Raw genomic sequence first — 21,072 nt, forward strand, 5'->3', positions numbered from 1 at the left:
AGGGCCTGAGCTGCGCCTTTCGTTACGGCGGAGATCGCGTAAATGCAAAACTTGTCGTAGTGACCACCTAGACTGTTCGGATGAGCCACCCCACGCGGAGGGGTCGCGCGCGTGCGGCTACCGAACAGGACATCCGGCGGACCGCCCGGAAACTGCTCGTCGAGCAGGGGCCCGAGGCGGTCACCCTGCGTGCCATCGCGCGGGAACTGGGGATCACCGCGCCCGCGCTCTACCGGTACTACGAATCGCGGGACGACCTGGTCGAGAACCTGCGGCTGGACGTCTGCGCCGACCTGGCCGACGAGCTCACCGAGGAGATCGCCGAGCTGCCGGACGACGGGATGCTGCGGCTGTTCGCCATCTGCAAGGGCTTCCGGCGGTGGGCGCTCACCCACACGAAAGAATTCACGCTGGTCTTCGCGTCGCCGACCGGCGGGGTCGGGTCCGCCGCCGGCTCCGCGCTGAGCCGGGTCGACGAGCCCTTCGGACGCATCTTCCTGGCCGCTGCCGGGCGGGTGCTCGCGCGGACCGACATCGTGCTCCCGTCCGCCAGCGGCGTCCCCGACGAGCTGCGAGACGACCTCCAGACGTTCCAGGAATCGCTCATCACCGTGCTCGCCGAGTCCGACCAGGACGTGCCGGTCGAGAAGATCGACCTCGGCGTGACGTACCTGATGATCCAGTTCTGGGCCCGGCTCTACGGGCACGTCACGCTCGAGGTCTTCGGCAACTACCCGATCCCGATGTCCAAGCCGGACGTCCTCTTCGAGGCGATGCTCATCGACCTGGCGCGCGAGATCGGGCTCGACCGCGGCTAGGCCGCGTGGCCGCCGTCCACCGAGAGGACAGCGGCCGTCACGTACGCGCTGGCCGGCGCGGCCAGGTAGGACACCGCCGAAGCCACCTCGGACGGCGACCCGTAGCGGTCGAACGCCGTCAGCGCGCGCTGGTCCGCCGCGTACGGGCCGTCGGCCGGGTTCATCTCCGTGTCCGTCGGACCCGGGTGGACCAGGTTGACCGTGATGCCGCGCGGCCCCAGCTCACGCGCCAGCGCCTTGGTCAGGCCCACCATCGCCGCCTTGCTGGTCGCGTACAGCGCCATGCCGGGCCCCGGCACGCGGTCCGTCACGCAGCTGCCGATCGTGATCACGCGGCCGCCTTCGCCCAGGTGCGCGGCCGCCGCCTGCGTCACCGCGAACACGCCGCGGACGTTGACGCCGAGCACGCGGTCGACGTCCTCGATGGCCGTGTTCTCCAGCGGGCCGACGAAGCCGACGCCCGCGTTGTTCACCAGGACGTCCAGTCCGCCGAACTCGGCGACCGTCGCTTCCACGGCCGCCGACACCGCGGCCGCGTCCGCCGAATCCGCCTGGATCGCCAGCGCGCGGCGGCCGAGGTTCTTGATCTTGTCGACCACCTCGGCCGCCCGCGCGGCGTTGTGCTGGTACGTCAGCGCGACGTCCGCGCCGTCCTCGGCGAGCCGCAGTGCCGTGGCCGCGCCGATGCCGCGGCTGCCGCCCGTCACCAGTGCCACCTTGCCGTCGAGGGTCATCCCCGGTTCTCCTTCGATCGAACGGATTTCCTTGACCGCTCAATGAAATCGGGAACGCCGTCGAAGCACTGGCGTCTTTCCGCCGTGGCGCTACCGCGTCACAGCACGATGTTGATCAGCCGCCCCGGCACCACGATCACCTTGCGCGGCGAGCCGTCGCCGATCATCGCCGCCACCTTCTCGTCCGCCAGCGCGGCCGCCTGGACCGCTTCCGACGTCGCGTCGGCCGGCACCGTGACGCGGGAGCGGACCTTGCCGTTGACCTGGATCGGGTACTCGACCGAGTCCTCCACCAGGTACTTCTCGTCCACCACCGGGAACGGGCCCTGCACCAGCGAGTCCGCGTGACCCAGCCGGTGCCACAGCTCCTCCGCCAGGTGCGGCGCCAGCGGCGCCAGCATCAGCACCAGCGGCTCGGCCAGCTCACGCGGCGTCGACGCGGCCGCGCCGTACACCTTGGTGACGTGGTTGTTCAGCTCGATCAGCTTCGCGCCGGCCGTGTTGAACCGCATCTCCGCGTAGTCCTCGCGGACACCGGCGATGGTCCGGTGCAGCACCTTCCGGTCGGCCTCCGTGGCGTCCTCAGTGGACACTCGCAGCTCGCCGGTCGTCTCGTCGACGACCAGGCGCCACAGCCGCTGCAGGAACCGGTGCGCGCCCACGACGTCCTTCGTCGCCCACGGGCGCGACATGGCCAGCGGGCCCATCGCCATCTCGTAGAACCGGAACGTGTCGGCGCCGTAGTTCTCGGCCATCTCGTCCGGCGTGACGACGTTCTTCAGGCTCTTGCCCATCTTGCCGTACTCCTGGGCCACTTCCTCACCGTCGTAGAAGTACTTGCCGTCGCGCTCCTCGACCTGCTCGGCCGGGACGTAGACGCCGCGCGCGTCCGTGTACGCGTACGCCTCGATGTAGCCCTGGTTGAACAGCTTCCGGTACGGCTCCTTGGACGTCACGTGGCCCAGGTCGAACAGCACCTTGTGCCAGAACCGCGAGTACAGCAGGTGCAGCACCGCGTGCTCGACGCCGCCGACGTACAGGTCCAGGCCGCCGGTGTCGTCCGCGCCGTACTCGCCCGGGCGCGGACCCATCCAGTACTGCTCGTTTTCCGGCGCGCAGAACGTCTCCGAGTTCGTCGGGTCCAGGTAGCGCAGCTGGTACCAGCACGAACCCGCCCAGTTCGGCATCGTGTTGATGTCGCGGCGGTAGGTCTTGGGGCCGTCGCCCAGGTCCAGCTCGACCTCGACCCAGTCGGTCGCGCGGGCCAGCGGCGACGACGGCATCGAGTCGCGGTCCTCGGGGTCGAACGTCACCGGCGAGTAGTCGGCGACCTCGGGCAGCTCGATCGGCAGCATCGACTCGGGGACGGCGTGGACCTCGCCGTCTTCGTCGTAGACCACCGGGAACGGCTCGCCCCAGTAGCGCTGGCGCGAGAACAGCCAGTCGCGCAGCTTGTACTGGACGGTCCCGGTGCCGGCGCCCTTCTCCGACAGCCAGTCGATGATCGTCTTCTTCGCCTCGGCGACGCCCATGCCGTCCAGGAAGCTCGAGTTGATCGCGGGGCCGTCACCGGTGTACGCCTTGCCGTCGAAGCCTTCCGACGGCTGCACGGTCCGGATGATCTCCAGGCCGAACTTCTCGGCGAACTCCCAGTCGCGGACGTCCTGGCCGGGCACGGCCATGATCGCGCCGGTGCCGTAGCCCATCAGCACGTAGTCGGCGACGAAGATCGGGATCTGCTTGTCGTTGACCGGGTTCGTCGCGTACGCGCCGGTGAAGACGCCGGTCTTCTCCTTGTTCTCCTGCCGGTCCAGCTCGGACTTGCGGGAGGCCGCGACGCGGTATTCCTTGATCGCCTCGGCGGGCGTCGCCGCGCCACCGGTCCAGCGCTGGTCGGCGCCTTCGGGCCACGCCGCCGCCGTCAGCTGGTCGACCAGCGGGTGTTCCGGCGCCAGCACCATGTAGGTGGCGCCGAACAGGGTGTCCGGCCGGGTCGTGAAGACCTCGATCGCGGCGTCGCCGGCCTGGAACGTGACGCGGGCGCCGTGCGAGCGGCCGATCCAGTTCCGCTGCATGGCCTTGACCTTCTCCGGCCAGTCCAGCAGGTCCAGGTCGTCGACCAGGCGGTCGGCGTAGGCGGTGATCCGCATCATCCACTGGCGCAGGTTGCGGCGGAACACCGGGAAGTTGCCCCGCTCGCTGCGGCCCTCGGAGGTGACCTCCTCGTTCGACAGCACCGTGCCCAGGCCGGGGCACCAGTTGACCGGCGCCTCGGAGATGTAGACCAGCCGGTGGTCGTCGATGACCGTCTTCCGCTCGGCGGCGCTCAGCGACGCCCAGTCCTTGTCACCGGGCACCGGGCGCGAGCCGTCGGCGAACGCGGCCTCCAGCTCGGCGATCGGGCGCGCCTTGCCCGCCTCGGTGTCGTACCAGGAGTTGAAGATCCGCAGGAAGATCCACTGGGTCCAGCGGTAGTACTCGGGGTCGATCGTGGAGATGCGACGGCGTTCGTCGTGGCCCAGGCCCAGGCGCCGGATCTGGCGCAGGTAGGTCCGGATGTTCTCCTCGGTGGTCTTGCGCGGGTGCTGCCCGGTCTGGACCGCGTACTGCTCGGCCGGCAGGCCGAACGCGTCGAAGCCCATCGTGTGCAGCACGTTGCGCCCGATCATCCGGTGGTACCGGGCGAAGACGTCGGTGCTGATGAAGCCCAGCGGGTGCCCGACGTGCAGGCCGGAGCCCGACGGGTACGGGAACATGTCCTGGACGAACAGCTTGTCACTGGGGACCGGCTGCCCCTCGACGGCCAGCGGCCCGACCGGGTTGGGCGCGTGGAAGGTGCCCTGGTCGGCCCAGTGGTCCTGCCACCGCTGCTCGATCTGCCCGGCCAGCGCGGCCGTATACCGGTGCGCCGGGACGTCGGTCCCTGTTGTCTCGGTCATCGCCGTCTACCTCCGTCGGAGCTACTCCAGAAACAACTCGACCCCTCAGCCCACGAGGGCATGAGGGGTCGCCGCGCCGGCCGGGCCGGGCCCGGTCAGCGCGGCACGCTAAGGAGCAGCCGAGCCGTGTTCATACTGTCATCGTAACTTGCTGGTCAAAGCCGTTCGGAGGGGACCGCCAGTGCGACGAACTGGGTGACCTGGGTCGCCGAGAAGTTGTTGTCGCTGACGAGCACCAGGCTGCGCTCGCCGTTCGGCAGCGCCGGGCCCCACGTCATGCCCTCGATGTTGTCCACAGTGGAGAGGCCGAGGTCGGCCGCGTCGAAGAGCAGCCGCTTCTTAACGGGTTTGACGTGCTGCGCGTCGCCGAGGGACTTGACGTTCAGGACGTTCGTCGCGCCCTTCGTGTCGATCTCGTAGACGCGGACCTTGTTGCCGACGCCGGTGCTGAACGAGCGCTCCATCATCAGGAACTTCGTCGGGTCGGCCTGGTCGACGGCCAGCATCGAGGACACGCCCGTGGTGGCGAACGCCGTCGGCGGCACCGGCGCGGCGAACAGCGGCTCCTGCGGGTAGGCGAACTGCGCCAGTACCGGGCCGAACCGCGACTGCAGGGTGATCCGCGACAGCGTGCCGGCGGTCGTCGTCGCCTCCGGGCCGTCCTGCAGCAGCGGACCCTCGACCTCGCTGGCGACCAGCGACCCGAAGCCGGCGAACGTGAGGCCCTCGAGCACCAGGTTCTGCCGCGGGCCCGCCGTCGGCGTCATCCTCTCGTTCGCGGGAATCGGCAGGTCACGGACGTACCGGCCGTCGCGGCGCGCCTCGCGGATCGACGGGTCGATCAACGTCGTCGCCGTCCGCTCGCCCTCCTGCGACCAGTAGTAGCCGCCGCTCCACGGGTCGACGCGCAGCTCTTCGGGGTCGATCGTCTGCTCGTTCTGCGGCCGGGTGGGGTCGTTCTGCGCGAGCGGCGGATACGGCGTGCCGTCCGGGCGCAGCAGCGGCTTCGTGCCGGTCAAGGTGACCGGGCCGACGCCGTCCGCGGACACCGGGAAGGTCGCGGTGTAGAACCGGGCGGGGTTGATCGCCGACCGGTCGTCGCAGATCAGCGCGTAACCGCCGGTCCTGGGGTCGTAGTCGATGCTGGAGAGGCCGCCGACCGTCGTGCCCTGGAACGAGAGGGCGTTCGGGACGAGCTGCTCGCCGAGCAGCCGGATCGGCCGCTGGTGACTCTCGGTGGCGCTCGCCGGTGTCGCGGCGAGGATCCCCCCGATCAGAGCGGCGGCGAGGACAGTGGGTAGTACACGCGGTGACATGGCCCGTAGCACAGTCGATCAGGGTATCCGGCAGGTTGCCGGAACGTCACGCTTATCCTTGACCTCGTGTTCGCTATCGCGCTGGTCCCGATCCTGCTCGGTGTCGTCGTCGGCTGGGGTGGTGTCCTCGGCGTCCGCGAAAAGCTGACGCGCGAAGGCGGCACCGGAGTGCGCACGCAAGCGTCGTTGCGCAGCGAAGAGGCGTTCAAGCTCGCGAACCGCGTCGCCGGGCTGCCCACGGCGGCCGGCGGGGCGATCTCGGTCCTCTCCGGGCTGGCCGGGCTCGCGATGCCGACGACCGGTGGGCTGATCTCCGCCGCCCTCGCCGGCATCCTGGCGATGTTCCTGCTGGTCATGGGCGGCGGCGTGCTCGGCAACCGGGCCGCGCTGACCGTCCCGGCTCCGGCTCCGGCGGCGCCCGCCGGTTGCAGCGGCTGCGCGTGCGGCGCCGGCGGCTGCGGCGTCTTCAAGAAGGAAGAGGCCTAATTTCGCTGCAGGTCGCCCGGGTGAGTGGCCAGCAGCGCCAGCGGAATCCCCTGCCGGCGCAGCACCTGACTCCACAGATCACGGTTCGGCGAGGCCAGGATGTCGCTCGGCAGCGCGGGCACGATGACCCAGTCGTCGCGCTCGATCTCGCCGGCCAGCTGCCCCGAGTTCCAGCCCGCGTACCCGGCGAACACGCGCACGCCGCGGACCTTCGGCACCAGCGCCTCGGGATCGGTGTCCAGGTCGACCAGCGCGACCGGCCCGCGGACCGCGATCACGCCCGGCACGCTCGCCGCCGTCTCACCGGTGCGCAGCGCGGCCAGGCACAACGCCGTCTTCTTCTCGACCGGCCCCCCGACGAACACCGCCTGCGGCTCGGCGACGTGCCCGCCCCAGTTCGGCAGCACGTCGTGCACGGCGACGTCGCTCGGCCGGTTCAGGACGACGCCGAGCGTGCCCTCCTCGCGGTGATCGATGACGAACACCACGGTCCGGCGGAAGTTGGGGTCGACCATCGTGGGGGCGGCGACCAGGAGCGTTCCCGGTTCAACCTCGGCGTCCGCTGGCACGCGATCCATGATCCCACCCCTGGCCCGGGGAATTACTTCGGCTCGGGAACAATCGCCCCAGCAGCCTCGTTTGGATCAGTGGTCGGCGCACTCCGTGTCCCCCGGGCTCACTGAAGAACCGCCTTTGTGGAATACCGCTCGGCTGGAGCCACACTGCGCATAGCCGCCGAGAGGCGAGACTGAGTGCGCCGACCCTCCATGCTCGATGGCTTCGCCATCTTCGCGGAGGCGCAATCCTTTGACCCACGTCCCACTCCGGGGCTCTACGCTGGGTTTCGTGACAATCAGCGCCCAGACGGCGACAGCACCACGAGGACCGCGGGCACTGCTGCAGGACCGGGACTTCCGGCGCCTGCTCTTCACGCGCTTCGCCGCCAGCTGGGGTGACGGCGTCTTCCGCGCCGGGCTCGCCGGAGCCGTGCTGTTCAACCCCGAGCGAGGCGCCGATCCGCTCGCCATCGCCGGCGGGTTCGCCGTGCTGCTGCTGCCTTATTCGGTCGTCGGCCCCTTCGCCGGTGCCCTGCTCGACCGCTGGGACCGCCGCAAGGTCCTCATCTTCGCGAACCTCCTGCGCGGGCTGGCGATCATCGCGGCGGCCGCCGCCGTCGGCTTCGGGTTCGGCGGGATCGGCCTGTTTTCGCTGGCACTGGCCGCGGAAGGGATCACGCGCTTCATCGGCTCCGGGCTTTCGGCGTCGCTGCCGCACGTCGTGCCCGAAGAGAGCGTCGTGACGGCGAACGGCTTCGCCACGACCCTCGGCTCGGTCGTGGCGGTCATCGGCGGTGGCTGCGCGATCGGCTTGCGGGCGCTCTTCGGCAGCGACAACGTCGGATCGGCGTACACCACGGTGTTCGCCGTCCTCGGCACCCTCGTCTCGGCGTTCCTCGCGCGCGGCTTCGCACGGGGGCTGCTCGGGCCGTCGGTGGTCGACGAGCCACCGAACCCACTGCTGGCCGTCGCGCGCGGGCTCGCTGACGGCGCGAAGCACGCCTGGCGCGCGCCGAGCGTCACGGCCGGGTTCGTCGCGCTGTTCGCGCACCGGGCGTCGTTCGGGGCTTCGCTGCTGGTCACCGTGCTGCTGATGCGGAACTACTTCACCGACCACGGCGTCTTCCGCGCCGGGCTCCCCGGGCTCGGGCAGATGGCCGCGCTCGGCGGGGCCGGCCTGCTGCTGGCCGGGCTGCTGACGGCCCGGCTGATCCGCGTCTTCGGCCGGCTGCGCGCGGTGCTCGGCGCGCTGGTGCTCGCCGCGATCGCCCAGTCCGCGCTGGGGCTGCCGATGGTGCTGCCGCTGGCGCTGCTCGCGTCGTTCGTCATCACCGGGTCCGGGCAGGTGCTGAAGCTCTGCGTCGATTCGTCGATCCAGCTCGACGTCGCCGACGAAGCCCGCGGCCGGGTGTTCGCGCTGTACGACACGCTCTTCAACATCACGCAGGTGGCAGCGGTTTCGCTGGCCGCGCTGGTGGTGCCGGACAACGGCCACGCGCCGGGCGTGCTCATCGCCGCGACCGTCTGCTACCTGGTCGGCGGAGCCGGGTACCTGGTGGCCCGGCGGCGCACGATTCGCTGAGGCAAACCGCCGAACCGGTCACGGCCACTGCTCCATTGGCATTAGGGTGACGGGCAGTCATCAGTAGGTTCGAGGGACACCGGGGGCACCTGTGACCACCGCGGGCGACGACCGTGCACGGCTCGAAGCACGCAATGCCGCGATGAAGGACCAGATGGACACCCTCCTGGAGAACTTCGAGCGGCAGACCGCGCAGCTACGTGACGCCCAGGCCGCGGCCGCCGAAACCACCGCCCAGGTGAGTTCCCCCGACGGGCTGGTCCGCGCCACGATCGACGCCGGCGGCAGCCTCGCGAAGCTCGAGTTCGCGCCGAACACGTTCGAGCGCACGACGCCCGCGCGGCTCGCGAACACCGTCGAAACGTTGGTGCGGCAAGGATCGTCGCAGGTCAAGCGGAAGATCGCGGACCTGATGGCGCCGATCACCGAGGGCCTGCCCGACCTCGCCGACCTGGTCGACGGCGCGCCGTCGCTGGCCGGGCTGGTGCCGCCGATCCCGGACTTCCGCGAGGAGGAGCCGGCCGAGGCGCCCCGCCCCGAGTCCCTCGAGGACCCGGCCGCCGGATCGATCATGCGCAACGACCAGGTGCCGCCGCCGGTGCCCGCCCCCAAGCCCACCCCCAAGCGCGTCCGCCCCCAGCGTGACGACTTGGACGAGGAGCCGCCGTCGTCCTGGCTGACGAGGGGCGACTGATGCCGGACGGGGGTTCCGGGTTCACCGCGGAACCGGACGCGGTGCTGCGCGCCTCGAACGGCCTGGTCACGGCCTCGGACGGGCTCGACAGCGCGCTGAAGACGTTGCAGAGCGCCCTGGCCGCGCAGGGCGAGTGCTGGGGGAACGACGAATCCGGCAAGGAGTTCGCCAAGGACTACGTGCCTGGCGCGCAGGGCGCCGTCGAGGGTTTCACCAACCTCGTGCAGGGGTTGCGGGGCATGCAGCAGAACGTCGCCAAGTCGATGAAGGCGCTTTCCGGTGCCGACGAAGACGTGACGTCCCAGCTGAGCAAGGGGCAATGACCCGTGGGTATGGAGATGCCCGACGCGGTCAAGTGGCTGCTGCCGATCGTCGTCGGAGAGAGCTGGCCCGAGGGCGACGAGACCAAGCTGCGCGCGCTGCGCGACGCGTGGCACACGGCGTCCTCGGCGATCGCGCCGGCTTCGGAAGCGGGTAACCAGGCGGCCGGCGGGATCCGCGACAACTGGACCGGCGACGGCGCCGACGCGTTCGCGGAGCAGTGGAAGAAGTTCGTCGAGGGCGACGAGGCCTACTTCAAGCAGCTGGCCGACGCGACGAAAGCACTGGGCGACTCGTGCGACCAGACCGCGCTGGACGTCGAGTACACGAAGTACATGATCATCATCTCGCTGATCGTGCTGGCCGCCCAGATCGCGGCGATGATCGCGGCGGCCGCGGTGACGTTCGGCGGCTCGACGGCGGGCATCGCGCCTGCGCAGATCGCCACCCGGATGACCGTGCAGATGCTGTTCCGGCAGCTGCTCGAGAAGCTCGCCCAGCAGGGGTTCAAGCAGGTCGCCAAGGAGCTGCTGGAGAAGCTGCTCAAGCAGGGTCTCAAGAAGATCGGCATGGAGATCCTCAAGAACGAGGCCATCAACCTCGGGATGGACGCGGGCATCCAGGGCCTGCAGATCGCCAAGGGCGATCGCCAGAGCTGGGACTTCGCCAAGACGACGGACGCGGCGATTTCGGGCGCGGTCGGCGGAGTGGTCGGCGCGGGGAGCGGAGCCATCGGACGTGGCGCGACCGAAGGGCTGTCACACAGCGCCGGCGGCCAGATCGCGGACGCGGCCATGCGCGCGGGGGCGCGGGGAGCGGTCGAGGGCGTGGCGCAGACGGTCGGGCAGGCCGCCGTCACAGGTGACCTCGGGTCGCTGACGCCGGAGCAGCTGCTGACCGGAGCGTCCAGTGGGGCGGTCGGGGGTGCCGTCGGGGGCGCCAAGGAGCAGCTGAACTCGGTTCACGAGGCGAACATCCCGCGGACGGAGCCGGACGGGGGCGGGGAGCCCGGCGGGTCGGAGCCGGATTCTTCGTCGGAACCCGAGTCGCGGAGTGAGCCTGAGTCGCGCGGGGAGCCGGCTTCGGAACCCGAGTCGCGAGGGGAGCCGACTTCGGAACCCGAGTCGCGAGGGGAAGAGCCTCAGTCGCGGCGGGAACCGTCCTCGGAACCCGAGTCGCGGGGTGAGGAACCACGGGGCGCGGCGTCGGAACCCGAGGCGTCGTCCCGGCCGGAAGCGCGGACGGACTCCGAGCCGGAGGTCCGGCGGGAACCCGAACCGCAGCACCGCGCGGACGACGCGCCGAGCCAGGAACGCCAGTCCGCCGAGCCACGGCACACCGCGGACGAACCGCGGGCGACCTCCGAGCACCGCGCGGAGAGCGCGCCGAGCCAGGAGCCGGAGCGGCAGACCGTCGGCTCGCGGCCCACCGCGGACGAGCCACCGCCCACTTCCGAGCACCGCCCGGACCAGGAACGCCAGACCGCCGAGCCACGACACTCCGCGGCCGAACCTCAGCAGGCCTCCGAGCACCGCGCGCCCGAGGCGCCGCGGGGGAGTTCCGACCCCGTTCAGCAGGCGGAACGTCCAGTCGCGCAGCAGCCCGAGGGCCACCAGGCCCCGGCGGCTTCGGCGCCGGGCCAGACCGCCGGCGGATCCGCGCCGCCGCCGATGGGAGCGGGGTCGTCCGGTGGCGCGCCGCACAGCTCTTCACAGGGCGGCTACGGCATGGCCCAGCCGGGGTTCGGCCCGGAGGCGGGCCGGCAGAGCGGCGGACGTCCGCAGGACAACGTCGGGGCGGCCGGGTTCAGCGGCGGCCCGAGCCAGCCGTTCGCCGCGGACGCGGGGCCGGCGCCGTTCCAGAACGGCGGTCCGTCGCCGCAGCAGACGCCGCCGGCGGGCGGGTTCACGCCACCGCCGCCCGGGGGAATGCCGAACGGCGGTGGCCCGGGTCCGCGCCCGGGCGGGCCGGCGCCGATGCCGCCGCGGGGTGGGCAGCCACCGCACGAGCAGCCGCGACAGGTCCCGCCGCAGGACCCGCGCCGGATGCTTCAGGGTGGTCAATGGCCGGGTGGGCCGTCGCCGACCTCATCGGGTGGACAACCGCCGGTCCGGCCCGGCGGGCAGCCGCCGGTCCGGCCGGGCGGACCGGTGCCGCAGGGTGGGCAGCAAACTCCTGGTGGTCTGCCCCCGAGAGGTGGCCAGCAACCGCCTGGTGGGCAACCACCCACCCCGGGGCAGCAACCGCCTGGTGGGCTGGCCCCAAGGGCTGGGCAGCCGCCGCTGGGCGGCCAGCCGCCCCACGGTGGCCAGCCGCCACAGGGTGGGCTGCACCCGAACGGTGGCCAGCCGCCGCACGGTGGGCAACCGCCGCAGGGGAGCCAACCACCGCTAGGTGGGCAACCGCCACAGGGTGGCCAGCCGCTGCAGGGTGGCCAGACACCGCCGGGTGCGCAGCCGCCACACGGTGGCCAGCCACCCCACGGTGCCCAGCCACCTCAAGGTGGCCAACCACCCCAAGGTGGGCAACCGCCACAGGGTGGGCTGCACCCGAACGGTGGCCAACCGCCGCACGGTGGGCACCCGCCGCACGGTGCCCAGCCACCCCACGGTGCGCAACCGCCACACGGTGGCCAGCCGCCGCAAGGTGGGCTGCACCCGAACGATCCGCGCCGGATGCCGCCGCCGATGGCGCCTCCGGGTGGGCAGCGTCCGCCGATGCCCGGTGGGCAGCGCCCGGCGGGATATCCGAACCAGCCGCACGGCCCGCAGGGCCCGGGCGGACGGCCACCGATGCCGCCCCCGCCGGGCGGTCGCCCGCCGATGCCACCACACGACCCGCGCCTGGGTCCGCCCCGCCCGGCCGGGCCGCCGCAGGTCCCGCCGCCACGGTTCGGTCCGCCTCGGGAGCACCTGCCCCCGACGCCGTTCGACCAGCCGCGGCCGATGGATCGTGCGCCCGAGCAGCCGCCGGCACAACGGCCGATGGCCCAGCAGGCCCCGGCACCGGAACGTCCGGTCGGGCCGCCGCCCGAGCGACCGCTCGACAACCCGCCCACGGCCGAACACACCCCCGCGCAGGAACGGCCTGCCGACCAGACGCCCGCCACCGAGCACACGCCCGCGCAGGAGCGACCTGCGGCGCAGGCACCCGCCACCGAACACACACCGACGCAGGAACGCCCAACGGGAGAGCACCCGGCGGAGCTGAACGCGCCCACGGCCGAACACGCTCCTAGGCAGGAGCGGCCTGCCGACCAGACGCCCGCCACCGAACGACCCGTCGAACAAGCACCCGCACAGGCGCACCCGAGCACGGCCGCCACCGAGCACACACCAGCGCAGGAACGGCCCGCCGACCAGACACCCGCCACCGAACACACGCCGACGCAGGAACGCCCGGCGGAGCCGAACACACCCACGGCCGAACACGCCCCCACGCCGGAGCGACCTGCCGAGCAAACCCCTGACCAAGAACACCAAGCCGAGCACGCCGATGAACCATCCGGTGAGCACGGACAGCACGACGCGCCGCACGAGCCCTACCTCGCCGACGAGCACTTCCACACCGATGATCCCGGTGGAGTTCGGCGGATCGAAGACACCTTCATGGACTCCGGGCGGCAGAGCCTGGAGACCGGCGAGTGGCGCCACGAGCAGGTCCGGCGGGAGGCGCTCGCCCGGCGCGACGAGTTCCACCCCGGCATGTCCGACGCCGGGGCGTTCGCCGTGCACGCCTACACGCGTTACGAAATGGTCGGCCCGCTCAACCGGGCGCTGCGGATGGGCGGCCCCGAACTCGTCGACCTCGCGCCGCAGGCCGGGGCGCTCGTCTCCGGGCTGAACGAGATGCCGCCGCACGTCGGGACCGTGTCGCGGCGGATCGACTTCGCCGGGGATCCCGCGCGGTTGCAGGCCTTCCTCGGGCGGTTCCACGAGGGCGCGCACATCACCGAACCGTCGTTCCTCAGCTCGTCGAAGGTCGACGCGGAGCACCCGCGCAGCACCTTCCCCGGCGAGGTCGAGATGCGGATCGACTCCAGGTCCGGCCGGGACGTCGAGTCGATGGCCAGCATCGGGCGCGAACGCGAAGTCCTCTTCAAGGCCGGGTCGCAGTTCGCGATCACCGGCGTCGAAATGGGCCCCGGGCACCCCGAGCACCCGAACCACCGGCGTGGCGAGCCGCAGTGGATCGTGCACGCCGAGGAGGTCACCGCGGGCGATCCGCGGCACCTCGGCGAAGCCGATGCCCGGCGCGCGATCGAAGAACGCCGGGCCCAGGAGCGCGCCGACGAGGAACGCTTCCAGCGCGAAGCGGACGAAGAGCTCGAGCAGTTCTACGCCGAGCATCCCCACCTCAAGCCGACCGGCGACATGTCCAAGCTGCTCGGCTTCGACCCCGAGGACGCGCCGCCGCCGCCCGTGCGGCGCGTGCCGGCCACCGGCGAGCCCGAGGGCGGCTGGTCCCGGCTCGCCGAGCCGCTCACGCCCGGCGGTCCACCCGTGCTGCACGCCGGGTCCGTCGAGACGCCGCAGCAGCACGCCCGCCTCGTCCGCGACGCCGTCCCCGAGCTGGGCTCGGTCAACACCCGCAACCACTACGGCCCGGACGCCCTCGAAAACGGTTTCCGGACCAACGCCGCCGAGTCGATGGTCGCCTTCGAGCGGCGGATGAACGGCGAAGACGTCACCTCGGCGCCGTCACGCGGTCAGAGCCCCGCGCACGTCAGCGAGCAGCTCGGCGGGCAGTGGAGCGGCCGGGGCAGCTTCGACGACGTCGCCCGCGAACTCGGCGAACGGCCCGTCGGCGCGCGGACGGCCGTCGCGTTCGAGCACGTCAACGGCGAGTCGCGGCTGGTCGCCGCCGTCCACACCGAGCACGGCGTCGTGTTCGCCGACCCCATGACCGGTCGGCTCGCCGAGCTGCCGCCCGATGCCACCGGGATCCGCGAACTGCCCCTCGGTGGCGGGGAAACGCCCGGGGAAACACCTCACCAGGGCATCGCCGACCGGCTCAACCCGACGCCCGAACGCGTGGCGCACGACGAGGGCTACCTCTTCGACGGCGAACACCGCGGCACCCCGGCCGACCACGAGAGCATCCGCCGCGCGGTCGGCGACGAGCACATCTACCAGGACATCCACGACCGCGCACTGGCCCGCCGGGACGCCGCCGGCATGCCCCTCACCGACGAAGGCGCCGTCGCGGTCCACGGCTACACCCGCGGCGAGTACGCCTACGACGTCAACGAAGCCCTGCGCCGCGGCCCTGGCCACCCCGGGTTCGACCTCGCGCAGGAGAACACCCGCGCGATCACCGACGGCCTCAACCAGGTCCCGCGCGAGTCCGGCGAGACCATCCGCGGCATCGACGTCGGCGGTGACCCGCGGCTGGCCGAGCTCGTCGCCGGGCCGTACGAGCCGGGCGCGGTCGTCGTCGAGCCCGCGTTCTCCAGCGCTTCGATCAAGACCAGCGAGTTCGCCACCACGAAGTTCGGCGATGACGTCGAGCTGCACGTCCGGTCGGACAACGTCCGCGACATCTCGAAGCTCGCCGAGAACCCGGGCGAGCGCGAGTCGCTGTCGCCGCCCGGCACGCAGCTGCTGGTGCACGACAAGCGGCTCGAGATCACGCCCGAGGGCCGTCGCAAGTGGGTGATCGAGGCCGAGGAGATCGGGCCCGGCCACCCGCGCTACCTCGACCCCGAAGCCGCGCAGCAGAAGATGGCCGAGCGGCGCGCCGAGAACGACCACAACGCGGCCGAGTTCGAACGGCGCAGGCAGGCCGCGCTGATGGAACGCCTCGGCGGCTTCGGCGATCCGGAGCACGTCGCCCCGTCGGCGGAGCAACCGTCGGTCCACGACACCATCGACGAGAGCCCCGCCGAAGCACCGCCGATCCCCGAGCCGACGCACGACTACTCGCGCCTGGCGCGGGCGACGAACCCGCCCGCCGAACCGGCCATCCACGCCGGCGGGACGACGCCGTCCGAGCGCGCGGCCTACGTCCAGGACCGGCACCCGCACCTGCGCGACGTCAACCCGGGCTTCCACCAGCCCGGCGCCTTCGAAAACGGGTACATGACGAACTGCACGCGCGGACCCGAGGCCTATCTGGACCGGCAGCGCGGCGGTGACATGACGGCCGAACCGCTTCTCCCGCACGAGATGGGCAGCCGCGGCACGCTCGAACACCTCGAGGGCCGGTTCGGCGAGACGTTCTCCGCGCGCGGCAGCTACGACGACGTCATCCGCGAGATGCGGGACAGGCCGCTCGACCACCACGCCGTGGTCGCGGTGAAGTACGAAGGCCCGAACGGGGTCGAGTACGGGCACGTGGCGATGGTCGTGCACACCCGCGACGGCGTCGCGTTCATCGACCCGCAGTCCGGCGACCTCATGCACCTGCCGCAGCCGCCGAAGAGCATCAAGCTGATGCACGTCGGCACGCCGGACGAGGTGCACGTCCAGCCCGAGCACGGCGCCGGCGAGAGCCACGGCGGCTACGGCTCGGCAGCACCACACGACGCCTTCCTGGCCAGGGACGACGTCGCCGCGGCACTCGACGGGCACGCGGACGCCGACTACATCCGCGCGCACCTGGGCGAACACCCCGGCTTGGTGCGGCTGCTGTCGGACCCGGGCAACGACTACTTGACGCGCTCGCTGCTGGACAACCCGAAGACACTGGCCAGCCTGCTCAAACACCCCGAGGCGATCCCGATCCTCGAGGACGCTGTCCACGAGGTGAACGAGCGGGGCTACAGCGTCATCGACGACGTCGAACACCAGGGGGTCGAGCCGTTCGACCCAACCCCGGAGCAGGCGGAGATCTCCGACGGGGTAGCGGAGATCGCCGGAGAGGCCGAAGACGAGCTGCGGCGGCACGCGAGTTTCGACCTGAGCCGGGCCGGCGATCCGGAGTACTGCAAGCAATGGGTCGCCGAGGAACGCGAGCGCTGGCCCGAGACCCAGGGCACGCTGAACCGCATCACCGAGCGGATCGCCGGTGAGACCGACGGCCACCCGGGGTTCCGACCGGAGCCGAAGGACGACGTACGAGCGCTGGCGAAGATCGCGAAGTACGGCTGGGATGGCTCGCGACTGACCGACCTGGTCGGCGCCAAGATCCAGTTCGAGCGGGTGGCGGACATGTACCGGGCACTCGACGCCGTGCGCGGCGATCCCGAGCTCACGATCGTCAAGTTCTCGGATCGGCTCGCCGACCCCCAGGACAGCGGGTACCGGGATCTGCAGCTGAACGTCCGGCTGCCGAACGGTCACGTGGCCGAGCTGCGGCTGCACCTGACGCACATCGACGACGTCGCGTCGTACGAGCACGCGCTCTACGAGGTGCGGCGGGACTTCGAGACCTTCAGCAAGAAGGAAGGCCGCGAGGGCTTCCTCTCGCCGGAAGAGGCAGCCCTCGACGCGGCGTTGACCGACCAGGTCCGAGGCCGTTTCGAGGAAGCGTTCCGGCGGGGACTGACATCCGAGGAGAGCACCTGATGGCCGTTCGGACCCCCAGGTTCTACAAGTACTACGCCCAGACCTACCGGATCGACTCGGCACCGAACGGTGGCTTGGTGGGCACACTCCTCGACTTGACAACCGGCTTCTTCGTTCAGGACAGCAGCCACATTCGCGAGGTCATGCGCGCCATGACCGAGTCGCACATCGACGGTCCCCTCAGCGAAGAGAAGTTCATCCACGAGACGGAGATCGAGCGGAGCCACTACCTCTCCGGCGACGGCCCGATCTTCGCGCTCTACGACACCATCAAAGGCATCGACGCCGTCGCTTTCCGGGAGGGGCGCAGCCGGACCAAGCAGGAGACCGCGCTGGTCCACGCGCTCCAGAAGCGCACCTTCAAGATGTGGGAAGACGAGGCCGCTCGGATCGCCGCCGGTGAGCCGCCGTCGTTCACGGTGACCAGCCGGTTCAACGCGGGGCAATGATTCACGTGGAACATCGACTTTCGCCCGAAGAGCAGCGCGCCGTCCTGGTGCGGCTGGGAAAGCTCGTCCGCGAACACCGGGCCGACGCCGCCGGGCCCGCCGCCGTCGACTTCCGGCAGGTCGGGAAATACAGCGAGATCGAGGGACACAACACGGCCACACCGGACGAACTGGCCGACCTCTTCACCGAACTGCGTGCCGGGATGTACGCCGAGGGCCGCGGCACCTGGCTGCAGGCGCGGTTCACGCTCGACCCGGACGGCACCTTCGACTTCGACTTCGCGCTCGACGACGATCCGCTGTGGACGGAACCACCGGCATCGGCGGCCTACCCGGAGGAGCTCGCCGAGTTCCCGCGGACCGACGAGCACATCCCCGACTGGTGGCGGCTCCGCGCGCAGCTACCCCTGGGCGTGGTGTTCCGGCACGCGGACCCGGGCGGACCGGACGTCGAGCGGCCGCCGCTGACCGACACCGAGGTGCCGCTCGTGCTGCAGTACCTCGAGCGCGAAGCCGTCGTCCACGAAGAAGACGACGAGCGGTTCCACACCGACGGCACCTGGATCTGGTCCGCGGCGGTGCCGGACCTCCTCGCGGACCACGGTGTGCCGCCCGAGCCGGACCTGGTCGCGCACATCCGCCGCCACCGCTTCCAGCCGCCGTACGTCGAGCCGCTGGTCCGGCGGACCGCCGAAGCGGACCTGCTGGGCAAGCCGCGGCCGAAGCCGAGCCGCGCCGACGTGAAGAAGACCGTCGGTGACGTCGTCGCCGAGCTGGAGACCACGCCGGATCCGAAACTCGCCGACGACGAGCTGCTGATCGTGCTGGTGCAGCGGCTGGGCGAACACGGGGTGTGGCCGGAGGCCTACCGCGTCGGGGCGCGAGCGGACGGCACGTGGTGCCTCAACTACACCTCCGACGGCTGGGAGGTGGCGGCCTACGCCGGCGGACGACCCCGCGAGCCGAAGTACTTCGAGCGGCTCGAAGACGCCGCCCAGCAGTTGCTCGGGGCGCTGCTGCTGCACCCCGCCCGGATGACCGCCGGCCACGAAACCCCGCTGGAGACGGCGAAGGAGCTCGACGACTGGCCGGTCCACCCGGCTCCGGGTGAGCCTCCCCTCACCCTGCTCCGCAACAAGCGCATCACGCGGTTGGTGGCGGGTACGGTCGTCCTGCGCTTCGGCGAGGAACCCGGCAACCTCGTCCACCACGGGGAGGTACGGTTCGCCACGACGTCGCTGCCGCTCGAACGGGAGCGGGTGCGGCGGAGCTACCGGCTGAGACGCCCCCTGCACGTGATCACCGGCATCACGGTTCCGTGGGCGAACCTGCCGGGTGGCGCGGTGGCCTTCGTGTTGCCGAAGACGATCGCCGAGCACGAGTCCGACGGAAGCCTGGAGAGGATCGAGTAGGTGGAAGCGGCGGAAGCGATTGCCAAGGTCGGCCAGTGGCTGCGCGCGGTGCACGGCCCGGACGTCTCCGGTCCCGCCGGGCTCCGGGTGGACACCGAAAAGGTGCTGCGCATCCCCGAGGGCTGGTCGGTGCCCTACAACACCATCGCGTTCCTCGACGAGGGCCGGCCGGAGAAGGAGATCTTCCCGCCGCCGTCGGTCGTCGTCCGCGAGCCGGACGGCGAGCTGCGCCAGGCGCACCCACACCCCGGCGGGCTGTCGGTGCCGGTGGCGTTCCCCGGCCAGGAGAACTGGCGCGAGGTCGTCGACCCCGAGTACGTGAAGGCCGGCCTCGGTGAGCTGGGCGTGCCGCTGCAGGCCGTCGCGGGCTGGGTGAAGGTCGACGCCGACGGCAACCAGACCGGCGAGGAGCGCGAGAACCCCGAGTACAAGGCGGGCCCGATCCGCCGCGGCTACCCGAAGCCGGACAACACGCTCGAGACGCTGCTGTCGTTCGCCAGCGTCGGCTGGCTGACGCGCGAGCTGCTGCTCATCGGGCTGATCCGCTGTGAGGTGTTCGTCCCGCTCGACCTGGAGACGGGCAAGACCGACCGGTTCTACTTCGCCGAGGAACGCAACGAGCTCAAGGTGTTCAGCTCCACCCGGCACCTGCCCTCGCGCGAGCACGGCTGGTGGAAGGTCGACGTCGCGACGCTGGCCGAGTTCGAGCACCCGCCGAACCTGGTGATCAACGGCGGCCCGACGACCATCGAGGACGTCGCCAGCGGCGAGCTCGCGGAGATCGTCCAGCGGTTCCCGCGGCACGAGCCGCGCGTCGACGTGCACGGCCGCTGCCCGGAGGCCGAGGAGGATCTGATCCGCGTCGCCACCGAGACCGCGGCCCGGATGGGGTTGCCGGACCCGGTGAAGCCGCCGCTCCTGGCGGCCGAGAAGGCCCGCAGGCGGGGCTTCGAGCTGACCGCCGAGGAGTGCGCGAAGACCGTGCTCGGCGCGTCGTGGCTGAAGCGGATGGACATGCCGGAGCCGCCGCGCAGCAAGCCCAACGACCTGCGCGCGAACGGCCTGTCCCCGGCCTACGACAACACCGGACGCACGGTGCCGCGGCTGGACACGTTCGGCAAGTACTTCGAGCGTGAGGTCGAGGGCTTCCGCTACGGCTGGCAACGCGTCACCGGCGCGTACGTCGGCTTCGCGCTCGGGGAGGCCCTCGGCGCGGCCGTCGACCGGATGCCGTTGCACGACATCCACACGAAGTTCGGCATCGAGGGCGTCACCGACCTGGTCCAGGCGTTCGACCAGCCGGGCCGGATCGGCTCGCTGACGCAGCGGCTGCTGTTCTACACCGAAGCCGCGATCCGCAGCCCGCACCGCGAGCAGCCGGAATCCCGGGAAGCCGAGCAGCTCTTCCCCGGCGTCGTCCGCGGGGCGCTGCAGCGCTGGCTGCGCACCCAAGGCGCGCCGATGGACAATCCGGACGGCTGGCTCGTGCAGGTCCCGGACCTGCACGCCCGGCGCGACGCCGACGACGCCGAGCTCAACGCCTACCACCAGCTCGCGACCGGTGCGGCGGGCGCGCCGTTGACCGGCCCGGCCGCGCTGATCCCCGCCTTGCCGGCCGCGCTGACCATGGCCGGGCCCGGCAGCGGGCTCAGCGGTGGCGCGCGCCAGGCGGTGCGCGACCTCGCCGGCGTCACGCACCCCAGTGAGCCCGACCTGGCCGCCGCGACCTATCTGACCTGGCTGTTCGAGCACGCGCTGACCAAGGAGGCGTTCAGCTTCCCGATCTGGAACACCAGCCGTGAGGTGCTCAACCCGGACAACCAGTTCCAGCAGGGTCCGGAGTGGACGGCGATCGCGGAGATGGTCGCGGAGTCGGTGCCGTTCTTCGGCGAGCACGGGCTGCCCGACCTGCGGATGCCCGAGCTGATCGGCGACGGCAAGACCACGCTCTCGGTGCTCGGACGCGCTTTCGCCGCGCTGTCCGGCTTCGAGAACTACCCGGAGCAGGCCCTGCTTCGCGCGGTGAACCACTCCGGGCGCAGCGCGCTGACCGGGGCGATCACCGGGGCCCTGCTCGGCGCGCGCACCGGGATTCCCGGGCTGCCGCAGAAGTGGGTCGACCAGCTGGAGCTGCGGTACCTGGTCGAGAACGTCGCTTCGGACGCCTACTGGCACTTCGACCGGCACTCGGCGCTGAGCGCGCTGGGTGAGGCGTGGATCGAGCGATACCCGCGGCATTAGCGCGAGGATGGGGAG

The 21,072-nt window shown here is 71.4% G+C and carries 13 protein-coding genes; 9 read left to right on the forward strand and 4 right to left on the reverse strand.

Annotation, left to right across the window (positions count from 1 at the left end; translation table 11 throughout):
* The first annotated feature begins 80 nt into the window (after window positions 1-80).
* Complete coding sequence (locus AB0M82_RS17950; RefSeq protein ID WP_364722774.1) at window positions 81-818, forward strand: TetR/AcrR family transcriptional regulator; 738 nt, start codon at window positions 81-83, stop codon at window positions 816-818.
* Here AB0M82_RS17950 and AB0M82_RS17955 read toward each other — a convergent pair.
* The 3 genes from AB0M82_RS17955 to AB0M82_RS17965 form a co-directional block, all read right to left on the reverse strand.
* Window positions 815-1,552 (reverse strand): 3-oxoacyl-ACP reductase family protein, encoded by a 738-nt coding sequence (locus AB0M82_RS17955; RefSeq protein WP_364722776.1) that lies wholly within the window; start codon window positions 1,550-1,552, stop codon window positions 815-817. The two genes, AB0M82_RS17950 and AB0M82_RS17955, sit on opposite strands and share 4 nt — an antisense overlap.
* Window positions 1,553-1,650: 98 nt before the next feature.
* On the reverse strand, window positions 1,651-4,491 hold the full coding sequence (leuS, locus tag AB0M82_RS17960; protein WP_364722778.1) for a leucine--tRNA ligase: 2,841 nt from the start codon (window positions 4,489-4,491) through the stop codon (window positions 1,651-1,653).
* A gap of 155 nt (window positions 4,492-4,646) precedes the next feature.
* The gene (locus AB0M82_RS17965) at window positions 4,647-5,807 is read right to left on the reverse strand and encodes an esterase-like activity of phytase family protein (protein WP_364722780.1); all 1,161 of its coding nucleotides are present in this window, start codon (window positions 5,805-5,807) and stop codon (window positions 4,647-4,649) included.
* A gap of 66 nt (window positions 5,808-5,873) precedes the next feature.
* Between AB0M82_RS17965 and AB0M82_RS17970 the strand changes: the two genes are divergently transcribed.
* Entirely contained in the window at window positions 5,874-6,293 is a 420-nt protein-coding gene (locus AB0M82_RS17970; protein WP_364722782.1) for an SdpI family protein, read from the forward strand.
* Here AB0M82_RS17970 and AB0M82_RS17975 read toward each other — a convergent pair.
* Complete coding sequence (locus AB0M82_RS17975; RefSeq protein ID WP_364722784.1) at window positions 6,290-6,871, reverse strand: YqgE/AlgH family protein; 582 nt, start codon at window positions 6,869-6,871, stop codon at window positions 6,290-6,292. The genes AB0M82_RS17970 and AB0M82_RS17975 overlap by 4 nt on opposite strands.
* A 268-nt stretch (window positions 6,872-7,139) precedes the next feature.
* On the opposite strand from AB0M82_RS17975, the gene AB0M82_RS17980 reads away from it, so the two are divergent.
* The 7 genes from AB0M82_RS17980 (at window position 7,140) to AB0M82_RS18010 (ending at window position 21,057) form a co-directional block, all read left to right on the forward strand.
* The gene (locus AB0M82_RS17980) at window positions 7,140-8,432 is read left to right on the forward strand and encodes an MFS transporter (RefSeq protein ID WP_364722786.1); all 1,293 of its coding nucleotides are present in this window, start codon (window positions 7,140-7,142) and stop codon (window positions 8,430-8,432) included.
* Window positions 8,433-8,574: 142 nt separating this feature from the next.
* Complete coding sequence (locus AB0M82_RS17985; RefSeq protein ID WP_364722788.1) at window positions 8,575-9,126, forward strand: YbaB/EbfC family nucleoid-associated protein; 552 nt, start codon at window positions 8,575-8,577, stop codon at window positions 9,124-9,126.
* A complete protein-coding gene (locus tag AB0M82_RS17990) occupies window positions 9,126-9,449 on the forward strand; it encodes a WXG100 family type VII secretion target (protein ID WP_364722789.1) in 324 nt (107 codons plus the stop codon). Before AB0M82_RS17985 ends, AB0M82_RS17990 begins: the two co-directional genes overlap by 1 nt.
* A 9-nt stretch (window positions 9,450-9,458) precedes the next feature.
* The gene (locus AB0M82_RS17995) at window positions 9,459-16,955 is read left to right on the forward strand and encodes a toxin glutamine deamidase domain-containing protein (RefSeq protein ID WP_364722791.1); all 7,497 of its coding nucleotides are present in this window, start codon (window positions 9,459-9,461) and stop codon (window positions 16,953-16,955) included.
* A complete protein-coding gene (locus AB0M82_RS18000) occupies window positions 16,955-17,404 on the forward strand; it encodes a hypothetical protein (protein ID WP_364722793.1) in 450 nt (149 codons plus the stop codon). Before AB0M82_RS17995 ends, AB0M82_RS18000 begins: the two co-directional genes overlap by 1 nt.
* On the forward strand, window positions 17,401-18,816 hold the full coding sequence (locus AB0M82_RS18005) for a TNT domain-containing protein (RefSeq protein WP_364722795.1): 1,416 nt from the start codon (window positions 17,401-17,403) through the stop codon (window positions 18,814-18,816). Before AB0M82_RS18000 ends, AB0M82_RS18005 begins: the two co-directional genes overlap by 4 nt.
* The gene (locus AB0M82_RS18010) at window positions 18,817-21,057 is read left to right on the forward strand and encodes an ADP-ribosylglycohydrolase family protein (protein WP_364722797.1); all 2,241 of its coding nucleotides are present in this window, start codon (window positions 18,817-18,819) and stop codon (window positions 21,055-21,057) included.
* Window positions 21,058-21,072: the final 15 nt, after the last annotated feature.

This window comes from Amycolatopsis sp. NPDC051128 (assembly GCF_040682715.1).
GTDB lineage: Bacteria > Actinomycetota > Actinomycetes > Mycobacteriales > Pseudonocardiaceae > Amycolatopsis.

Bases quoted from the DNA above. Each gene is read 5' to 3' on its own strand.
- AB0M82_RS17950 (WP_364722774.1), top strand. From the start codon at position 81: ATGAGCCACCCCACGCGGAGGGGTCGCGCGCGTGCGGCTACCGAACAG.
- AB0M82_RS17955 (WP_364722776.1), bottom strand. From the start codon at position 1,552: ATGACCCTCGACGGCAAGGTGGCACTGGTGACGGGCGGCAGCCGCGGC.
- leuS (WP_364722778.1), bottom strand. From the start codon at position 4,491: ATGACCGAGACAACAGGGACCGACGTCCCGGCGCACCGGTATACGGCC.
- AB0M82_RS17965 (WP_364722780.1), bottom strand. From the start codon at position 5,807: ATGTCACCGCGTGTACTACCCACTGTCCTCGCCGCCGCTCTGATCGGG.
- AB0M82_RS17975 (WP_364722784.1), bottom strand. From the start codon at position 6,871: ATGGATCGCGTGCCAGCGGACGCCGAGGTTGAACCGGGAACGCTCCTG.
- AB0M82_RS17985 (WP_364722788.1), top strand. From the start codon at position 8,575: ATGAAGGACCAGATGGACACCCTCCTGGAGAACTTCGAGCGGCAGACC.
- AB0M82_RS17990 (WP_364722789.1), top strand. From the start codon at position 9,126: ATGCCGGACGGGGGTTCCGGGTTCACCGCGGAACCGGACGCGGTGCTG.
- AB0M82_RS17995 (WP_364722791.1), top strand. From the start codon at position 9,459: ATGGAGATGCCCGACGCGGTCAAGTGGCTGCTGCCGATCGTCGTCGGA.
- AB0M82_RS18000 (WP_364722793.1), top strand. From the start codon at position 16,955: ATGGCCGTTCGGACCCCCAGGTTCTACAAGTACTACGCCCAGACCTAC.
- AB0M82_RS18005 (WP_364722795.1), top strand. From the start codon at position 17,401: ATGATTCACGTGGAACATCGACTTTCGCCCGAAGAGCAGCGCGCCGTC.